The sequence below is a fragment of the Sphingomonas sp. BL-S-28 genome, from assembly GCF_055521515.1.
The window spans coordinates 3,904,527-3,922,450 of the sequence record NZ_CM145484.1; the positions used below are offsets into that span (position 1 = coordinate 3,904,527).

Sequence of the window (17,924 nt, forward strand, 5' to 3'; positions counted from 1 at the left end):
ATATCTCGTTGATCAGATCGCTATAGGAAACCGGTGTCATAAGCAAACGCAAATGGCCATGATGCCGGATCTCAAAGGGTTACGCCCCGTTTCCAGACGGCGATGGCGCGCTGGCCCGCCCGTTCGGAGGCAGTCTGCTCGCCGCTCGCAAAGCTAAGGATTCGGGCCAGGAACGCCGCGTCCGCCGCCCCCTGCCCTTCGTCCAGCGCGATGGAGGCGTCGAAGTCGATCCAGTGCGGTTTCGATTCGGCCAAAGTGCGATTGGAGGCGACCTTGATCGTCGGCACCGGAAAGCCCAGCGGCGTGCCGCGCCCGGTGGTGAACAGCACCAGCGTCGCGCCCGAAGCGGCCAGGGCGGTGGACGATACGGCATCGTTGCCCGGCGCTTCCAGCAGGGTGACGCCCGGCACGCTGGCCTGTCCGCCGTAATCGATCACGTCGCAGAGCGGCGCATGGCCCGCCTTCTGCACGGCGCCCAGCGACTTTTCCTCCAGCGTGGTGATGCCGCCGGCAAGGTTGCCCGGCGAGGGATTCTCCGAAACCGGCAGGCCCTGATCGAGGTAATAGCGCTTGAACCGGTTCACGAGGCCCGCCGCCGCATCGAACACCGCGCGCGAGGTTGCCCGGTCCAGAAGCGCCTGTTCGGCGCCGAAAATCTCCGGAATTTCGGTAAGGATCGCCTTGCCGCCGGCGCGCGCCATCGTCTCCGAAAGGCGGCCCAGCAGCGGATTGGCGGTAAGGCCGGAAAAGCCGTCCGACCCACCGCACTTCAGGCCGATGGTCAGCGCCGAAAGCGGCAGCTCCGTCCGCTCGGCCCAGGCCGCTTCGACCACCAGCTCATCGACCAGCACGCCCGCTTCCGCGATTTCATTGCCCGCGCTCTGGCTGGAGAGCACCCGCAATTTCGACCGTGCCCAGACCGGCACCGCTTCCACCAGCGCATCGAGTTGGTTCGATTCGCAGCCGAGGCCGAGCAACAGCACGCCCGCAGCGTTCGGGCTGGCCGCCAGCCCGGCGAGCACCGCGCGGGTGCCGTCCAGATCGTCGCCCAATTGCGAGCAGCCGTGCGGGTGGGCGAAGGCGTGGATACCGTCGATCCTGCCACCAGCGATCAGGTCTGCATGACGCGCCTGCGCCTCGCGCGCGACTTGTTCGGCGGTCATGCCGACGCAGCCGACCGTGGGCAGAATCCAGATCTCGTTGCGCGTCGCCGCGCGGCCATCGGCGCGTAGGTAGCCGCGCCAAGTCGGCGTGGCAGCCCCCTCTCCCGCCTGCAATTCCGCCGCGCCGAGATGCGGCGAATAGGCCAGTTCGCCCGCCAGTGCCGTTGCCAGATTGTGCGTATGGACATGCCCGCCCGCCGCGATCGCCTGCGTCGCGCGGCCGATCGGCTGGCCATACTTCACCACTGCCTCGCCCACTGCGATGGCGCGGAGCGCGAACTTGTGCCCGCGTGCCACGTCGCCCTGCAGGACCACGCCTTCCGCCTGCTCCCCGGCGGTCAGCGGACGCAGGGCAACGGCCACATCGTCGGCGGCGTGAATACGAATGGAGGGAGGAATTGCCTGTGTCATCGCTGGCCCGTTTATCCGGGCTTCCCTGTTTTGGAAACCGGTGTCATCTTGCCTTTGCGACGATCAGAAGGCAAGTCGGTGTCAACCGCGCCTCTTGAGAACAAACATGCGAGAGGCCAGAGGGGCGAGAATGCCGAAAGAATCCAAGCGCGATGCTCAAGCCTCGGGGCAAATCACGGGCAAACCCACGATCAACGATGTCGCCCGCGTTTCGGGCGTTTCGAAGAAAACCGTCAGCCGCGTCATCAACAAATCGCCCCTGCTGAACCAGACCACGCGTGAGAAGGTGGAGGCGGTGATCGCGGAACTGGGCTTCGTGCCCAACTTGCAGGCCCGCGCGCTGGCGTTGCGGCGCAATTTCCTGATCGGCCTGATCCACGACAACCCGAACGCGCAGATGGTGCTGGGGGTGCAGGAAGGCATCCTGCAGACCATCCGCGACACCGAATTTGCGCTGGTGGTGCGCCCGGTGGACCGCCATTCGCCGAAGCTGCTGGACGATATCCGCCACTTCATCGAACAGCAGCGGCTCTACGGCGTGCTGCTACTGCCGCCGATTTCCGAGAATGACGAACTGGCCGCGCTGTGCCGCGAACTGGGCTGCTCGCTGGTGCGCATGGGTTCCGCGCCGCTCGATGACGAGGCGCATCTGGTGGCATCGAACGACCGGCAGGCGGTGCGCGAGGCGGTGGCATGGTTGGGCAGCCTCGGCCACACGCAGATCGGCTTCATCGCCGGCCCCGCCGGTTTCCGCTCCGCCCATGAACGCGAACAGGGCTTCATCGAAGGGCTGGCGCAGGCCGGCCTCGCGCCCCACCCGGCGCTGTCCACGCGCGGCGATTACAAGTTCGAATCGGGATACGAGGCCGGCCAGCGCCTGCTCGACGCCTCACCGCGCCCCACCGCCGTGTTCTCCAGCAACGACGAAATGGCCGCCGGCCTGCTCCACGCCGCGCGCGAACGCGGGATCGACGTGCCCTCGCAGCTTTCGATCATCGGCTTCGACGATACCGCCATCGCCGCGCATATCTGGCCGCCGCTGACCACCGTGCGCTGGCCGATCGTGCCGATGGCCGCCGCCGCCGCGCACAAGCTGATCGAGCCGGGCAATGCCCTGTCGCGACAGGCGCTGTTCCTGTCCGACCTGGTACGCCGCGCATCGGTGGCGCCGCCCGGCGCCTGATTGTCTGAAAATCAGCTACGCCGCATTTCGCGGCACCGGCTGAGAGTCCGTTTGAAAAATGCCCGCAAGGGCATTTTGAGGCGGCACCGGCCCCAAAAATGCATCCCGGCACAATTTCCGGACAGATTTCCCGCGTTGACACCGGTTACCAAACCCGGATAAGACTTGACCTGAAGCGCAATAGCGTCCCACCATACGGAACTTAATTCCAAAAGGAGAGGCCCCGTGTTCTGCAAGACCTATCACGCCACCCATCCCGACATGATGGAGTGCGTGTCCAACGAGGAACTGCGCGATCGCTACCTCGTCGGCGGCATGTTCGAGGACGGCAGGGTCAACCTCAACTATTCGCACAACGAACGCTTCGTGATCGGCGGCGCGGTGCCCTCGCAGGGGCCGCTCAAGTTGCCCGCGCAGACCGTTCCCAAGAGCGCGGAAGGCAAGCCGTTCCTCGAACGCCGCGAAGCCGGCATCACCAATATCGGCGGCCCCGGCGCGATCACGGTCGACGGACAGCGCTTCGAGGTGGGCAACAAGGAATGCCTCTACGTGCCGATGGGTTCGGACGAGGTGATCTTCGAGGGTGAGACCGCGCGGTTCTACATCGCCTCGGTCCCCGCGCATAAGGCCTGCCCGATCAAGCTGATCACGCTGGCCGATGCGAACCCGCTGGCGCGCGGCGATCTGGCCAATTCGAACCAGCGCACGATCTACCAGTTGGTCATCCCCGGCGTCTGCGAGAGCGCGCAGTTGCTGCTGGGCCTCACAGTGCTGGAAGAAGGTTCGGTGTGGAACACCATGCCCCCGCACCTTCATGACCGCCGCAGCGAGATCTACCTCTACTTCGATTTGCCCGAAGAGAACGACCGCGTGTTCCATTACATGGGCGAGCCCGATCAGATGCGTCACATCGTGATCGCCAACGAGGAAGCGGTGATCAGCCCGCCGTGGTCGATCCACATGGGTTCGGGCACCAAGAAGTATGCGTTCATCTGGGCCATGGGCGGGGAGAACCTCGACTACACGGACATGAACGTGCTGGATATCTGCCAGCTTCAGTAGTCCCCTTTCCTTCGCCGCGCGCGAAGAACGCAGCAACGAGAGATTTGGATTTATGGCGATTTCCTTCAGCCTCGAAGGCAAGGCCGCGCTGGTGACCGGCGCGAATACCGGGATCGGGCAGGCCATTGCCGTGGCGCTTGCAGAAGCGGGCGCCGACGTGGCCCTCGCGGGCCGCAGCGAACCGACCGAAACGCTCGCCCTGATCGCGGCGACCGGGCGCAAGGCCGTGAACATCAAGGCCGACCTTTCCTCGATCGAACCCGTCGGCCGGGTGATCGATGAGGCGGTGGCCGGGCTCGGCAAAGTGGACATCCTGGTCAACAATGCCGGGATCATCCGCCGTGACGACCTGCTCCAGTTCTCTGAAGAGGACTGGGACGCGGTGATGGACACCAACCTCAAGACCCTGTTCTTCCTCAGCCAGGCGGCGGCGAAGGGCATGGTCGAGCGCGGAACAGGCAAGATCGTCAACATCGCTTCGCTGCTCACTTTTCAGGGCGGTATCCGCGTACCCAGCTATGCCGCGGCGAAGTCGGGTGTGGGCGGCGTGACCAAGGCCATGGCCAACGAACTTGCCGCCAAGGGCGTGCAAGTGAACGCCATCGCCCCGGGCTACATCTCCACCAACAACACCGCAGCCTTGCAGGGCGACGAGACGCGCAACCGCCAGATTCTGGAGCGCATCCCGACCGGCCGCTGGGGCGATCCCAAGGATATCGCCGGGGCCGCCGTGTTCCTGGCCTCGCCCGCTTCCGACTACGTCACCGGCCATGTGCTGGCGGTTGACGGCGGCTGGCTGGCACGCTGAAAACGAGCCCCATGACCACCGGACATGTAACCTGCTTCGGCGAAGTGCTGCTGCGCTTCGCCACCCCTTCCCACCGCCTGATGGTTCAGTGCGATACGCTGGACATGGTGGTGGGCGGGGCCGAGGCCAATGTCGCCTCCGGCCTCGCCTCGCTGGGCCACGGCGTGCGCATGGTCACCCGCCTGCCTGCCAGTCCGCTGGGCGACAAGGCCCGTTCGGCACTGGCGGCGGCAGGCGTGGACACACGTCACGTCGGCAGTGGGTCGGGCCGCATGGGGCTCTATTTCCTCGAAAGCGGCGCGGGCCTGCGCCCTTCCGCAATCACTTACGACCGCGCCGGCAGCACTTTTGCGACGAGCGCGCCCGAAGACTTCGACTTTGCCGCCGCGCTTGACGGCGCGCGACTGCTGCACCTTTCCGGCATTACGCCGGCGCTCGGTCCCGGCGGCGTGGCGCTTGCCAAGGCGGCCGTGCGCGCCGCGCAGGAGGCCGGCGTGCCGATCTGCTTCGACGGCAACTACCGCGCGCTGCTTTGGGAAAGCTGGGACAGCAATCCACGCGAAGTGCTGACCGAACTGGTCTCCGCTGCCACGGTAATGATCGGCAACCACCGCGACATCTCGCTGCTGCTGGGCAAGACCTTCTCCGGCGATGGCGAAGACCGCCGGCGAGAGGCTGCCGAGGCGGCCTTTGCCGCTTTCCCCGGCCTGCAGATTATCGCCTCCACCGCGCGCCACGTGGTCAACGCGGCGCATCACCGCATCGCCGCGCGGATCGACGCGCGCGAAGCCGGATACCAGACCGACGAGGTCGAAGTGACGCAGATCGTCGACCGCATCGGCACCGGAGACGCCTTCGCGGCGGGCGTGCTGCAAGGCTGGCTGAATGGCGCGGATATTCAGAAAATGGCACAGGCCGGGCTGGCCTATACGGTGCTGAAGCACTCACTGCCCGGAGACATGTGCCTGATCGGACCGGGAGAAATCGATGCCTTTTCCGCTTCAGGAGGCGACGTCAGGCGCTAGCACCACACGCCGCGCCGTGCTGGCGGGCGGAGCCGCCGCGCTCGCTGCCGGCGCCGCCCCTGCCCTTGCCCGATCTCCGGTTCGGCCTCTGGTTGGCCGCTATGTCGGCGTGGAGCAGCAGGGCGTGCTCGCCTTCCGCGGCATCCGCTATGGCCGCGCGGCACGCTTCGCCCGCGCCGTGGCCGAGCCCTGGGACGGCCCGCGCGTCGATGCGCAAGTCTTCGGCGCGATCTGCCCGCAGCGCGGGATGGACGATCAGCCGCAGTCCGAAGACTGTCTGTTGCTCAACGTCTGGACGCCCGAGGCGAACCCCGCCGCCAGGCGCGCGGTCATGGTCTATTTCCACGGCGGCGCCTACACCACCGGCTCGGTCACCGATCCGCTCACCCACGGCGCAAAGCTGGCGGCCGAGGGTGATGTGGTGGTCGTCACCGTCAACCACCGGCTCAATGCACTGGGCTATGCCTGGCTGAAGCCGTTCGGTGCGAAATATGCGGACAGCGGCAATCTCGGCCAGCTCGACCTGATCCTCGCGCTGCAATGGGTGCGCGCGCATATCGCCGCGTTCGGCGGCGATCCGGCGCGGGTCATGGTGTTCGGCCAGTCCGGCGGCGGCGCCAAGATCGCCACGCTGATGGCCATGCCCGCTGCCAATGGCCTGTTTCACTCCGCCGCGACGATGAGCGGGCAGCAAGTGCAGGCCAGCGGCCCGATGCACGCATGGGCGCGCACGCAGGCGCTGATGGCAGCGCTGAAACTCGCGCCCGGCGATGTCGAGGGGCTGCGCACGATGCCGGTGGAGCGCCTGACCGCCGCGCTCGACACCACCGATCCGGTGATGGGCAGCGGCCCGGCCTACTTCGGCCCGGTGCTGGACATGACCAACCTGCCGCGCCACCCGTTCTGGCCCGATGCCGCGCCGCAGTCGCTGGCGGTGCCGATGATCCTGGGCAATGTTCACGACGAGACCCGCGCCTTCCTCGATCCGCGCGGGGCCAAGCTGAAAGGCCTCGACTGGAGCAACGTGGCCGCGCGCATGGGCCGCGAAGTGAAGATCGATCTCGACCCGCAATGGGTGATCGACCAGTACCGCGCCCGCGAGCCGGGCTGGACGGTGGAGCAAGTCTATTACGCAGCGACCACTGCCGGCCGATCATGGCCGGGGCAGGTTATCGAGGCGGACGAACGTGCCAAGGCAGGCGCAGCGGCGACCTGGGTCTATCAGCTTGAGCGCCCCTCCCCCGTCGATCCGCTGCGCGGTGCGGCGCATACGGACGACATTCCTTACGTATTCGGCACGCTTGATGCGAAAGGCAGTTTTTCGGGTGTTGACGCGGGTGCGCAGGGGCTGAGCAAGGCGATGATGGGGGCGTTCACCGGTCTGGCGAAAACCGGGCGTCCGGGAGTTGCGGACTGGGCGGCCTATACGGTTCCTCAGCGTGCGACGATGGTGTTCGGGGACAGGGTTCGCGTCGAGAACGATCCGCGTGGGTGGCAGCGGGAACTGTGGGCCACCGCGCCTTACATTCAGCCGGGGACCTGACAGGGCTCGTTCCCGACCCACGATTTCCCCACACACCTCGTCGCCCCCGCGTAGGCGGGGGCCCCGCTTTTCTTTGCGACGTCGCGATCAGACGCACCGTTCAAGGAAGCGGGATCCCCGCCTACGCGGGGATGACGAGGTGTTAAAATTGAGAGGAAGACGGCGACGCAGAGCGCCCCCTCACTTCTTCTCTTCGACCTTGGGCGGGTTCGGATAAGCCACGATCAGCGACAGCGGCTCATCCCCCTTCTGCCAGATCCCCACGACCGCGCCGTTGTAGAGATAGGCCGTCATCCCCGGCTTAAGCGTGGCCCGCTTGCCGTCCGACACGACCTCGCCCTCGCCCGAGAGCACGTAGTAGACCTCGTCGTGCGCGATGGGATGTTCGCCGATCGCCGCGCCCTTGTGGAGGATGCGGCGGCGGAATTCCATCGCGCGCGGGGCCGGAACGGCGTCGGAGATGCGGTAGGCGGTGCTCATGCCGATGGATCCGTGCGGAGGGGCTTCCTCGCGCACGGTGTCCTTCTCGTCGATCACGGCCATTGGCGGCGCAGAAGCGGCCATCAGCAGCAGTGCGGCTATCATTTCCTCATCGCCTGATCGCGGCTGGAAAGCTTTTCCTGCGCCCCCGTATGGTCCCCTGGATAATGACCCGACTTCGGCGTCATCGTCGTGAGGTTCCAGTCCTTCTCTACGAATGGCGCATGGGTTTCGGCGAGGTGGGGATAGCCGCCCACCACCTTCTCATCGTCGATCACCTCGCCGCGTCCTTCGGCCACGAAGAACAGCACCCGGATCTCGTCCGCCGAGCGGTCCCACGGGCGGGCGCCGACGGTCTGCAGCAGGTCAGTTTCAAGATCGGCGGCCGGCGTGATCTTGTAGCCGTCGAGGCTGGCGAGCGGCTGCGGCGATTCGATCACCTTAGCCTTGGTCACGCCGTAGCGGCCGAACATCGGTGCGGGGTTGCCCCAGCGGTCCACGTTGATGTTGTCCTTGCTGAACCACGCCAGATCGCCATCGCCGCCCAAGGTCAGGAACGGCAGGCCCGTAGCGGTGGAATTGCCCGCGCGCATCACGTTGCCGACGGCGGTGATCTCGCCGGTGACGTAAGGGTGGCCGGTCCATTCGAGGTTCATCAGGTTGTAGTGCACCGCGCGGTGGCCGGGATCATAGATCATGTTGTTGATCATCAGCACTTGCGCCCCGCCCTTCACCAGCGGCGAGCGTTCCAGATTGTGCGCCCAGACATTGCGGTAGAAGACGATGCCGGTGGTGTTGTCATGCACCAGCGAACCCTTGGAATGTTCGCCCTTCGGGTGGCTGGCATTGGCGAGGCCCTCTGCGGCAAGGTTTTCGCGGAACAGCACGTCATGGCTGGTATTGGCGCGCCATTCCTTCACGTCCTTGCCGTTGAAGCGCGGGCCGGAGGTCGACATGTTTTCGTCGATCGCCCAGAAGAACGAGCAGTGTTCGATCACCACGTTGTGCGCGCCGACCGTGGAGAAGGCGTCCGCCTCCCAGCCGGAAAGGTGCGGCTGGCCGTCCACGCCGGTCATCACGCGGATGTGGCTGATCTTGACGTCATGCCCCTTCAGATCGATGCCGCCGCGGATGATGGTGATGCCCGGCGAGGGCGCCGTCTGGCCCGCAATCGTCAGATTCGGCTCGTCTATTTCAAGCACGCTGCGGCCAAGGTCGATCACCCCGCCCACTTCGAACACGACCGTCCGCTTGCCCTTCGCATCGATGGCGGCCTTAAGTGATCCGGGGCCGTCCTTGGCCAGTGTGGTGACGCGGATGATTCGCCCGCCGTCGCCGCCCGTGGTCGGATCCTTGGCCTGCGCGAAAGCGGTGTGAGGGGCGGCCAAAGCCAGCATGGAGGCGAGGAGCAAGCGGCTGAACGCCGTCGATTTCTTCACTGTGCATCTCCCGTTTGCACTGGTTCTTGACAGGGTGGGGTCCCTGCGCTCATAGTTCATGACACCGGTTACCAAGACCGGCAAGAAAGAACTGGGTGCTGGCCGCAGATTGTCCATAAGGACAGATGCGGGCTCGCCGAAATGCACCGAACGGTGCATGAGCGTGCGCTGTGAGGCGCAGGGAGCAGAATGCCGGACGAAAGGGTGCGCGGTTATCCCGCGACTCCTCATGACACCGGTATCATAGAAAGGCCGACAAGGCCGCGAGGGGGAGTGATCATGCATTCGCATGTTTCGAGGATTTCGCTGTTCAAGATTGCCCTGACGTTGGGGACCGCCGGCGCCGCGCTGGCTTTGCCGCAAGCTGGCTTCGCGCAGGACGCCGCACCGCAGGCTGCCAACCCGGCACCCACTGTCGGCGCCGAAGACACGCCGACCGAAGCCATCATCGTCACCGGCTATCGCAAGTCGCTGGAAGCCGCGCTGAGCGTGAAGCGCGATTCGGTCTCCGCCGTCGATGCCGTCGTCGCCGAAGACATGGCCAAGTTCCCCGACCAGAACCTGGCCGAATCGCTGCAGCGCATCCCCGGCATCTCGATCCAGCGTGACGGCGGCGAAGGCCGCTCGATCACCGTGCGCGGCCTTGGCGCCCAGTTCACCCGCGTTCGCGTGAACGGCCTTGAAACCATCGCCACCAGTTCCGACGGCGCCAGCGCCAACCGCGATCGCTCGTTCGATTTCAACGTCTTCGCATCCGAACTGTTCAGCAGCCTGGTCGTACACAAGACCGCCGAAGCCAGCCTGGACGAAGGCTCGCTGGGCGCCGTCGTCGATCTCAACACCGGCAATCCGCTGGCGGGCAAGACCGGCCTTTCCGCCGTGCTGAACGTGCAGGGTTCGTACAACGACCTGTCCAAGAACGTCGGCCCGCGCATCGCCGGCCTGCTTTCGTGGAAGAACGATGCCGGCACGCTGGGCGTAAACCTGTCGGCCGCCTATTCGCACACCGATACGCTGGAAACCGGCAACAACACGGTGCGCTGGGCGCAGGCCTACTTCAACTCGGTGGACGGCACGCCCTGCTTCTATTCGGTTCCCGGCGCCACCGGCGGCAATCCGGTCAATTCGGGCGGCTATTACCGCCCCTCGGCCGCCTGCGACGAAGCCTCGCTCTCGTTCCACGCCCGCATTCCGCGCTACGGCAAGGTCGAGCATGACCGTGAGCGTCTGGGCCTGACCGGATCGATCCAGTTCGAGCCGACCGACCGCACCAAGCTTTCGATCGACGGGCTCTATTCGCGCTTCAAGGAAAAGCGCGCCGAACAGTGGCTGGAAGTGCTGGCCCGTTCGAACGAGCGCAGCTTCAACGTCGTCGATCCCGTCTATGACGACAACGGCAACATGGTCAGCGGCACGTACAACAACGCCTATGTCCGCACCGAAAGCTATCTGCGCAAGTCCGACACCGAATTCTACCAGATCGGCGCCACGCTGGATCAGGATGTGACCGATAGCTTCCGCGTCACCGCGCTGGGCGGTATCTCGCAGTCCAACGCCAAGATCCCGGTCGAAACCACCTTCGCTTATGACGCCAAGGGCGCGAACGGCTTCAACTTCGACTATTCGGACATGAAATCGCCGGTGCTGAACTACGGCATCGACGTGACCAACCCCGCCACCTTCCAGCTCGCCGAAATCCGCGACCGTCCTTCCTATGTGAAGAACCAGTTCAAGACCGGCCAGCTGCGCACCGAGTGGGACGTTACCGAAGGCTTCACCGTGAAGGCCGGCGCCGTCTGGCGGCGGTACAACTTCCGCACCCAGCTGTGGACGCGCGACACCGTGGCCTGCAACGGCAACGGCAAGCCCGATCTGATCCTGGGCACCACCACCTGCTCCGCCAGCGTCTACGGGTTGCCGGTAACCTCCGACATCTCGCAGCTGGTCAATCTGGGCGATGCGGGCCAGCCGAGCGGCACGACCGACTCCTGGCTGGTGGCGAACATCAATAACGCGGCTGACTACACCAATCTCTACCAGCGCGCGGCGGTGGAAGATCTTGGCAGCAACCGCCGCGTGCAGGAAACCACCTCGGGCGGGTACCTGCAGTTCGACGTGAAGGGCGATATCTTCGGCCTGGAATTCGCCGGCAACGCGGGCATGCGCTATGCCCACACCAACCAGCAGTCGACCGGCTACACCGCCGGCATCGCGGCAACCGTGAAGCGGACTTACGACGACTGGCTGCCGTCAATGAACCTGGCCTTCTATCCCACGCATGACGTGATCGTGCGCGGCGCCGTGGCCAAGGTCATCACCCGGCCTTCGCTGGGCAACCTGAACCCCGGCGGTTCGGTCGACGGGTTCAACTACAAGGTGACGTTCGGCAACCCGTTCCTCGATCCCTATCGCGCCACCAACTTCGACGCCTCGGTCGAATGGTATTTCGCACCGGGCGCGCTGCTCTCGGTGGCGGGCTTCATCAAGAAGATCGAAAGCTTCCCGGTTTCCGGCACTTACACCGCCACGCTGCCGCAGCTCGGGCTCGACAGGTCGGTGCTGACGCCCAGTTCGCCGGCTTACATCAACTACGATCCCAATCAGGAATACGTGGTGTCTTCGCAGGTGAACGGCGCGGGTGCGACGTTGAAGGGTGTGGAAGTGGCGCTGCAGATGCCCTTCACCTTCCTGCCGGGCATCCTCAGCCACACCGGCTTCCAGGGCAACGCCACTTTCATCAAGAGCGATGCCGACTACCAGCAGACCGGCCCGGCGGTTTCCGCCTGCACGCGCAACAGCTCGGGTGCCTGCACGCTGGCCGGCGTTTCGGCGATCTATCATTCGACGCTCTACGGCGTGTCGAAGCGGGCCTGGAACGCCACGCTGTACTATGACGACGGCAAGTTCAGCATTCGCGGATCGGTCAGCTATCGCGGGCCCTTCGTCGATCAGGGCAGTGCCACCGGCAACGTGTTCGAGGGCTATGGCTCCTACACCAGCGTCGATGCCGCGATCCGCTATCAGGCGACGGACTGGCTGGAACTCTCGATCGACGGCAACAACCTGACCGACGAATACCGCTACCGCTGGAACGACGTCGATGCGGAACGTAACTACGAGAACAACCACTTCGGGCGCACCATCCTGTTCGGCGCGCGGGTCAAGTACTGATCCCGCACACCGGCCGGATGGCCTTGAATATATGAAATAATATTGGAGAGTGCCGTCATGACCTTCGACCGTCGATCGTTCATGGCGGCCTCTCTCGTTTCCGGCCTGCTCGCGGGGGAAGCCGCCGCGCAAACCGCGCCGCCGGTGGCAACGAACAAGCCCCGTGCCCCCGGCCTGCCCCAACCCAGCGAGACCATCGACCTCTGGCCCAAGGGCGCACCGGGCCTGCCGGCAAAGCCCCTTGCCGAAACGGTCGACGAACGCTCCGCCGACGAACTCGTCACCGACCGCGCCGTCTACGGCATTACCCGCCCGCGCATGGCGGTGTTCCGGCCCGACCGCCCCAATGGCGCGGCGGTGCTGCTGACGCCCGGCGGCGGCTACAAGTGGGTGGTGGTGGACAAGGAAGGCTACGAAATGGCGCGCTGGCTGACCGCGCGCGGCTTCACCGCCTTCGTGCTGTTCTACCGCCTGCCCGGCGAAGGCTGGACTAGCGGACCCGATACCCCGCTGATCGACGCGCAGCGCGCCATGCGCCTGATCCGCCACCGCGCGCGGGACTTCGCGATCGATCCCGAGCGCGTGGCCGCCATGGGCTTTTCCGCCGGCGGCCATGTCTGCGCCAGCCTCTCCACCCGTTTCGCCGCTCAGGTCTACGCGCCGGTGGACGCGGCGGACCGCCTTTCCGCCAAGCCCTTCTGCGCCGCGCCGATCTATCCGGTGGTCTCCATGGACCCCGCGATCGCCCACGCCGGATCGCGCGACCTGCTGCTGGGCCCCAACCCTACCTCCGCGCTGGAAGCGACCCATTCGCCCGAGCGCACCGTGCCTGCCGACGCCCCGCCGCACTGGCTGCTCCATGCCGAGGATGACGACGCCGTGCCGGTGGAAAACACCGTGCGCCTGCGCGCCGCATTGAAGGCGCGCGGCATTCCGGTGGAGGCGCATTTCTTCGAACACGGCGGCCACGGCTTTGGCCTGCGCCGCGCCATCGGCAAGCCGGTGGAGGCATGGCCGGAACTCTGGCGCGCCTGGGCGCGGACCAAGGGGCTGGCATAGCATTCTCTGGCTGACGGAATGACCATGGACAGACGTGAAGCATTGAAAGCCGCCCTGATCGGCGGCGCAGGTCTTGCAGCAGGCGGGCTTCAGGGGGAAGCCGCTGCCGCAAGGGAGCCCGGGGCGGGAGGGCCTCCTCCCCCGCCCGCCCCGGCTCCCGTCCGATGGCGGCGCGGGTTCGACAATCAGCGCATTGCCGATCTGGGGAACGGAACGATGCTCAATCCGGTGCTCTCCGGAGACCGGCCCGACCCGGCGATCCTCAAGGATGGGGAGGACTATTACCTCACCTTCTCCAGCTTCGATTCCTATCCCGGCCTCACCATCTGGCACAGCCGCGATCTGGTGAACTGGCAGCCGCGGAAGCCCGCGCTCACGCGCAATATCGGCTCGGTCTGGGCGGTCAGCCTGGAAAAGCACAAGGGCCGCTACTTCCTTTACATTCCGGTCAAGGCGGAGCCCAACGAGATCTACGTGATCTGGGCCGATCACATCGACGGGCCGTGGAGCGATCCGAAGCCGCTGGGCCTGCACGACCATATCGACCCCTGCCACGCCGTGGGTGAAGACGGATCGCGCTGGCTGTTCCTTTCGGGCGGAGACCGCGTGCGTCTGTCCGAAGACGGCCTCTCGCTGGCCGGCAAGGTGGAGCATGTCTACGATCCCTGGCACTATCCGGAGGACTGGGATGTCGAGGGTTTCTCCCCCGAAGGCCCCAAGATCCACCGCCACGGCGACTGGTTCTACATGCTCACTGCGGTCGGCGGCACGGCCGGCCCGCCGACCGGCCACATGGTGATCGCCGCCCGCGCAAGGTCGATCCACGGCCCGTGGGAGCAGCACCCCGGCAACCCGCTGGTCCGTACCGAGAACCAGTCCGAAGCCTGGTGGTCGCGCGGCCACGCCTCCCTGGTCGAGGGGCCGGACAAGAAGTGGTACACGCTCTACCACGGGTTCGAGAACGGCTTCTGGACGCTGGGCCGCCAGTGCCTGCTCGATACCATCGAATGGACCGGTGACGGCTGGTTCCGCATGACCGGCGGCGACCTGTCGGGGCCGCTGCCGGTGCCGAAAATCGCCAAGCCCCTGCCCCATGGCATGCCGCTGTCGGACGATTTTGCGAAACCGCTGGCGATGGGCTCCAAGTGGTCGTTCTTCCGCCCCACGCCCGACGAAGCCAGCCGCGTGCGGGTCGAAGGCGGCGCGCTGCATCTCAAGGGCAAGGGCCTCGCCCCGTCGAGCGGATCGCCATTGCTGCTGATCGCGGGCGACACCAGCTACCAGTTCGAATGCGATATCGAGATTCCGCCCGGCGGCACCGCGGGCCTCATACTGTTCTATGACGACAAGCTCTACGCCGGGCTCGGCTTCGACCAGACCCGCTTCGTCACCCACCAATACGGCATGGAACGCGGCCGCCCCGCCAACCGGCTCGGCCGCCGCATGAAGATGCGTGTGACCAATCGCCGCCACATCGTTTCCTACCACACCTCTGGCGACGGCGGGAAAACGTGGAAGCGATTTGATCGCGGCATGGAGGTCTCCGGATACCACCACAATGTTCGTGGGGGGTTCCTCATGCTGCGTCCCGGCCTATATACTGCCGGTGAAGGCGAAGCCATTTTCCGCGATTTCCGTTTCACCGCTCTGGAAGACTGATGCCCATTCGCCCCCTTGAGCTTCATCCCGATCGTCTGCTCCCCGCCGATCCCGCCACGCGCAAGCTGGCGCGCGAACTCTATCGCCACGTCGCGGACCTGCCGATCGTCAGCCCGCACGGCCACACCGATCCGCGCTGGTTCGCCGGCAACGAGACCTTCGGCAACGCCACCGACCTGCTGCTGGTGCCGGACCACTACGTGTTCCGCATGCTCTATTCGCAAGGGATCGCGATGGAGGACCTCGGCGTGCGTAACCGCAATGCCGATCCGCGCGCGGCGTGGCGGCTGTTTGCGGAAAACTATTTCCTGTTCCGCGGCACGCCCTCGCGCATGTGGCTGGACTGGGTCTTCGCCGAGGCGTTCGGGATCAGCGTGCAACTCGGCGCCGAGACCAGCGACCTCTACTTCGACACGATCACCGACAAGCTGGCGACGAACGATTTCCGCCCGCGCGCACTGTTCGACCGCTATGGCATAGAGGCGATCGCGACGACCGAAAGCCCGCTCGACACGCTGGAATACCACGCCGCGATCCGCGCGGAGAACGCCCGCCCCGGCGGCTGGCAGGGCAAGGTGATCACCGCCTATCGCCCCGATCCGGTGGTCGATCCGGAATTCGAGGGCTTCCGCGATAACCTTGCGAAGTTCTCCGAGATCGCCGGGGAGGATTGCCTCACCTGGAATGGCTACCTTGCCGCGCACCGCCAGCGCCGCCGCTTCTTCGCGGAAATGGGCGCGACCTCCACCGACCACGGCCACCCGACACCCAAGACCGCAGACCTCTCCCCCGCCGAAGCGGAAGCGCTGTTTGACAAGGTGAGCAAGCGCGCCTTCACGCCGGAAGACGCCGAACTGTTCCGCGCGCAGATGCTCACCGAAATGGCGGGAATGAGCCTGGACGACGGACTGGTCATGCAGATCCATCCGGGCGCGTTCCGCAACCACAACGCCCGCGTGTTCGAACGCTTCGGGCGCGACAAGGGCGCCGACATCCCCTCGCGCACCGAATATGTCGCCAATCTGAAGCCGCTGCTGGATAAGTACGGCAACGAGCCCGGCCTCTCGGTGATCCTCTTCACGCTGGATGAGAGTACTTATGCCCGCGAACTGGCCCCGCTGGCCGGGCACTATCCCTGCCTGAAGCTGGGCCCGGCATGGTGGTTCCATGACAGCCCGGAAGGCATGCGTCGGTTCCGCCGGATGACCACGGAAACCGCCGGTTTTTACAATACCGTGGGCTTCAACGACGATACCCGCGCCTTCCTGTCGATCCCCGCCCGCCACGATGTCGCGCGCAGGATCGATTGCGGGTTCCTTGCCGAACTCGTAATGGAGCATCGTATCGAGGATTGGGAAGCCGCCGAACTGGCGCGTGACCTGACCTACAATCTCGTCAAGAAGGCCTATCGTCTGTGAGACTCTCCAGCGAAACGCTGTCCCGCCTGCCCGAATCCGTCGCCCGTCCGGGCTATGACCGCTCCGCGCAAGCGGCGGGCATCGTCCACTTCGGCATCGGCGCGTTCCACCGCGCGCATCAGGCCTGGTATACCGACCGGGCGATGGCCAAGGGCGACCGCGATTGGGGCATCATCGGCGTTTCGCTGCGTTCGGCCAATGTCGCGCGCCAACTCAATCCGCAGGACGGGCTCTACACGCTCACCGAATGTTCGGCAGAGCGCAACCGCATGCGCGTGGTCGGATCGGTCCAGCGCGTGATCGTCGCCAGTGAGGATCCGGAGGCGGTGATCGCTGCCATCGCCGCGCCGGAAACCCGGATCGTGACCTTCACCGTCACCGAAAAGGGCTATTGCCGCGCGGCCGACGGATCGCTCGACCCGTTTCTGGCGCATCACGGCAGCATCTACGCCTTCCTCGAACAGGGCCTGCGCCGCCGCCGCGAGCAGGGCCTGCCCGGCCTGACGCTGCTTTCCTGCGACAATCTTGCGCTCAACGGCCGCCAGCTTGAGCGGCTGATGGGCGAGTACCTCGCGCTCAAGGATGCCGATCTCGGCGCATGGGTCGCCGCGGAATGCACGTTCCCCTGCGCGATGATCGACCGCATCGTGCCCGCCACCACCGCCGCCGACCGCAAGATGGTGGCGACGCTCGCCCGGCTGGACGACGACGGCGCGGTGATGACCGAACCGTTCAGCCAGTGGGTGATCGAGGACAAGTTCGCCGGCCCCCGCCCGCAATGGGAAAAGGTCGGCGCCGAACTGGTCAGCGATGTCGCGCCTTATGAGGCGGCGAAGCTGCGCATGCTCAACGGCGCGCATTCGGCGCTGGCCTATCTCGGCCTCGAACACGGGCATGCCTTCGTCCATCAGGCAGTCGGCGATCCGGCGATCCGTCCGCTGATCGAACGGCTGATGCATGAGGAAGCCCAGCCGACCATCAAGGCCGCGCCGGCGCAGGATCTGCAGGCCTATGCCGACGCGCTGCTGGCCCGCTTCGCCAATCCCGCGCTCCAGCACCGGCTGATCCAGATCGCGATGGACGGCAGCCAGAAGATCCCGCAGCGCTGGCTGGAAACGCTCGCCGCCAATCAGGCAAAAGGCAAGCAGTGTCCGGCGATCCTCACCGCGCTGGCCGCATGGCTGCGCCACGTGCGCGGCGACAATGCCGCCAAGTGGGGCCCGGTGGACGACCCGATGGCCGGGCGTCTTGCCGACATCTGGCGCGAAGAGGGCAAGGACGGCACCCCGCGCGCGCTGTTCGGCGAAGGCGGCCTGTTCGCCAAGACCTGGACGGCCAGCGAAGCCGACTTCGCCGCGCTGGCCGAACGACTGGCGCGGGCTACAGCCTGACCGTCCGCCTCTTGGGGATGCATCCCCATCCGGGCGACGGGCACCACTATTGCAATCAATAATCAGTCGCATTACTCAATCCGGAACGCATTCGCTGTTTTGGGGGAACGAT

13 protein-coding genes are annotated in these 17,924 nt (G+C 65.8%); 10 read left to right on the forward strand and 3 right to left on the reverse strand.

What is annotated here, in order from left to right:
• Positions 1-71: 71 nt before the first annotated feature.
• Complete coding sequence (locus ACZ1JC_RS26865; RefSeq protein WP_465137260.1) at positions 72-1,574, reverse strand: UxaA family hydrolase; 1,503 nt, start codon at positions 1,572-1,574, stop codon at positions 72-74.
• 130 nt (positions 1,575-1,704) lie between these two features.
• On the opposite strand from ACZ1JC_RS26865, the gene ACZ1JC_RS26870 reads away from it, so the two are divergent.
• From ACZ1JC_RS26870 to ACZ1JC_RS26890, 5 genes are all read left to right on the forward strand, one after another.
• Positions 1,705-2,757, forward strand: a complete 1,053-nt coding sequence (locus ACZ1JC_RS26870; protein WP_465137259.1) for a LacI family DNA-binding transcriptional regulator — start codon at positions 1,705-1,707, stop codon at positions 2,755-2,757.
• 225 nt (positions 2,758-2,982) lie between these two features.
• Complete coding sequence (gene kduI / locus ACZ1JC_RS26875) at positions 2,983-3,819, forward strand: 5-dehydro-4-deoxy-D-glucuronate isomerase (protein ID WP_465137258.1); 837 nt, start codon at positions 2,983-2,985, stop codon at positions 3,817-3,819.
• Positions 3,820-3,871: 52 nt separating this feature from the next.
• Positions 3,872-4,627 carry a 2-dehydro-3-deoxy-D-gluconate 5-dehydrogenase KduD gene (gene kduD, locus ACZ1JC_RS26880; protein ID WP_465137257.1) on the forward strand — a complete coding sequence of 252 codons (756 nt, stop codon included), beginning with the start codon at positions 3,872-3,874 and terminating at the stop codon, positions 4,625-4,627.
• Positions 4,628-4,638: 11 nt separating this feature from the next.
• On the forward strand, positions 4,639-5,652 hold the full coding sequence (locus tag ACZ1JC_RS26885) for a sugar kinase (RefSeq protein WP_465137256.1): 1,014 nt from the start codon (positions 4,639-4,641) through the stop codon (positions 5,650-5,652).
• Complete coding sequence (locus tag ACZ1JC_RS26890) at positions 5,615-7,195, forward strand: carboxylesterase/lipase family protein (protein WP_465148419.1); 1,581 nt, start codon at positions 5,615-5,617, stop codon at positions 7,193-7,195. Before ACZ1JC_RS26885 ends, ACZ1JC_RS26890 begins: the two co-directional genes overlap by 38 nt.
• A 180-nt stretch (positions 7,196-7,375) precedes the next feature.
• Here ACZ1JC_RS26890 and ACZ1JC_RS26895 read toward each other — a convergent pair whose 3' ends face one another.
• Both ACZ1JC_RS26895 and ACZ1JC_RS26900 read right to left on the reverse strand, forming a co-directional pair.
• Positions 7,376-7,780 (reverse strand): cupin domain-containing protein, encoded by a 405-nt coding sequence (locus ACZ1JC_RS26895; protein WP_465137254.1) that lies wholly within the window; start codon positions 7,778-7,780, stop codon positions 7,376-7,378.
• On the reverse strand, positions 7,777-9,072 hold the full coding sequence (locus ACZ1JC_RS26900) for a pectate lyase family protein (RefSeq protein ID WP_465138478.1): 1,296 nt from the start codon (positions 9,070-9,072) through the stop codon (positions 7,777-7,779). Before ACZ1JC_RS26900 ends, ACZ1JC_RS26895 begins: the two co-directional genes overlap by 4 nt.
• Before the next feature lie 321 nt (positions 9,073-9,393).
• On the opposite strand from ACZ1JC_RS26900, the gene ACZ1JC_RS26905 reads away from it, so the two are divergent.
• From ACZ1JC_RS26905 to ACZ1JC_RS26925, 5 genes are read left to right on the forward strand one after another with little or no spacing between them, the layout of a single operon-like run.
• Positions 9,394-12,285: a TonB-dependent receptor gene (locus ACZ1JC_RS26905; RefSeq protein WP_465137253.1), complete on the forward strand. Its 2,892-nt coding sequence runs from the start codon at positions 9,394-9,396 to the stop codon at positions 12,283-12,285.
• 57 nt (positions 12,286-12,342) lie between these two features.
• Complete coding sequence (locus ACZ1JC_RS26910; RefSeq protein WP_465137252.1) at positions 12,343-13,344, forward strand: alpha/beta hydrolase; 1,002 nt, start codon at positions 12,343-12,345, stop codon at positions 13,342-13,344.
• Positions 13,345-13,362: 18 nt separating this feature from the next.
• Positions 13,363-15,003, forward strand: a complete 1,641-nt coding sequence (locus tag ACZ1JC_RS26915) for a family 43 glycosylhydrolase (protein WP_465137251.1) — start codon at positions 13,363-13,365, stop codon at positions 15,001-15,003.
• The gene (uxaC, locus tag ACZ1JC_RS26920) at positions 15,003-16,421 is read left to right on the forward strand and encodes a glucuronate isomerase (RefSeq protein ID WP_465137250.1); all 1,419 of its coding nucleotides are present in this window, start codon (positions 15,003-15,005) and stop codon (positions 16,419-16,421) included. Before ACZ1JC_RS26915 ends, uxaC begins: the two co-directional genes overlap by 1 nt.
• A complete protein-coding gene (locus ACZ1JC_RS26925; protein ID WP_465137249.1) occupies positions 16,418-17,812 on the forward strand; it encodes a mannitol dehydrogenase family protein in 1,395 nt (464 codons plus the stop codon). Before uxaC ends, ACZ1JC_RS26925 begins: the two co-directional genes overlap by 4 nt.
• Positions 17,813-17,924: the final 112 nt, after the last annotated feature.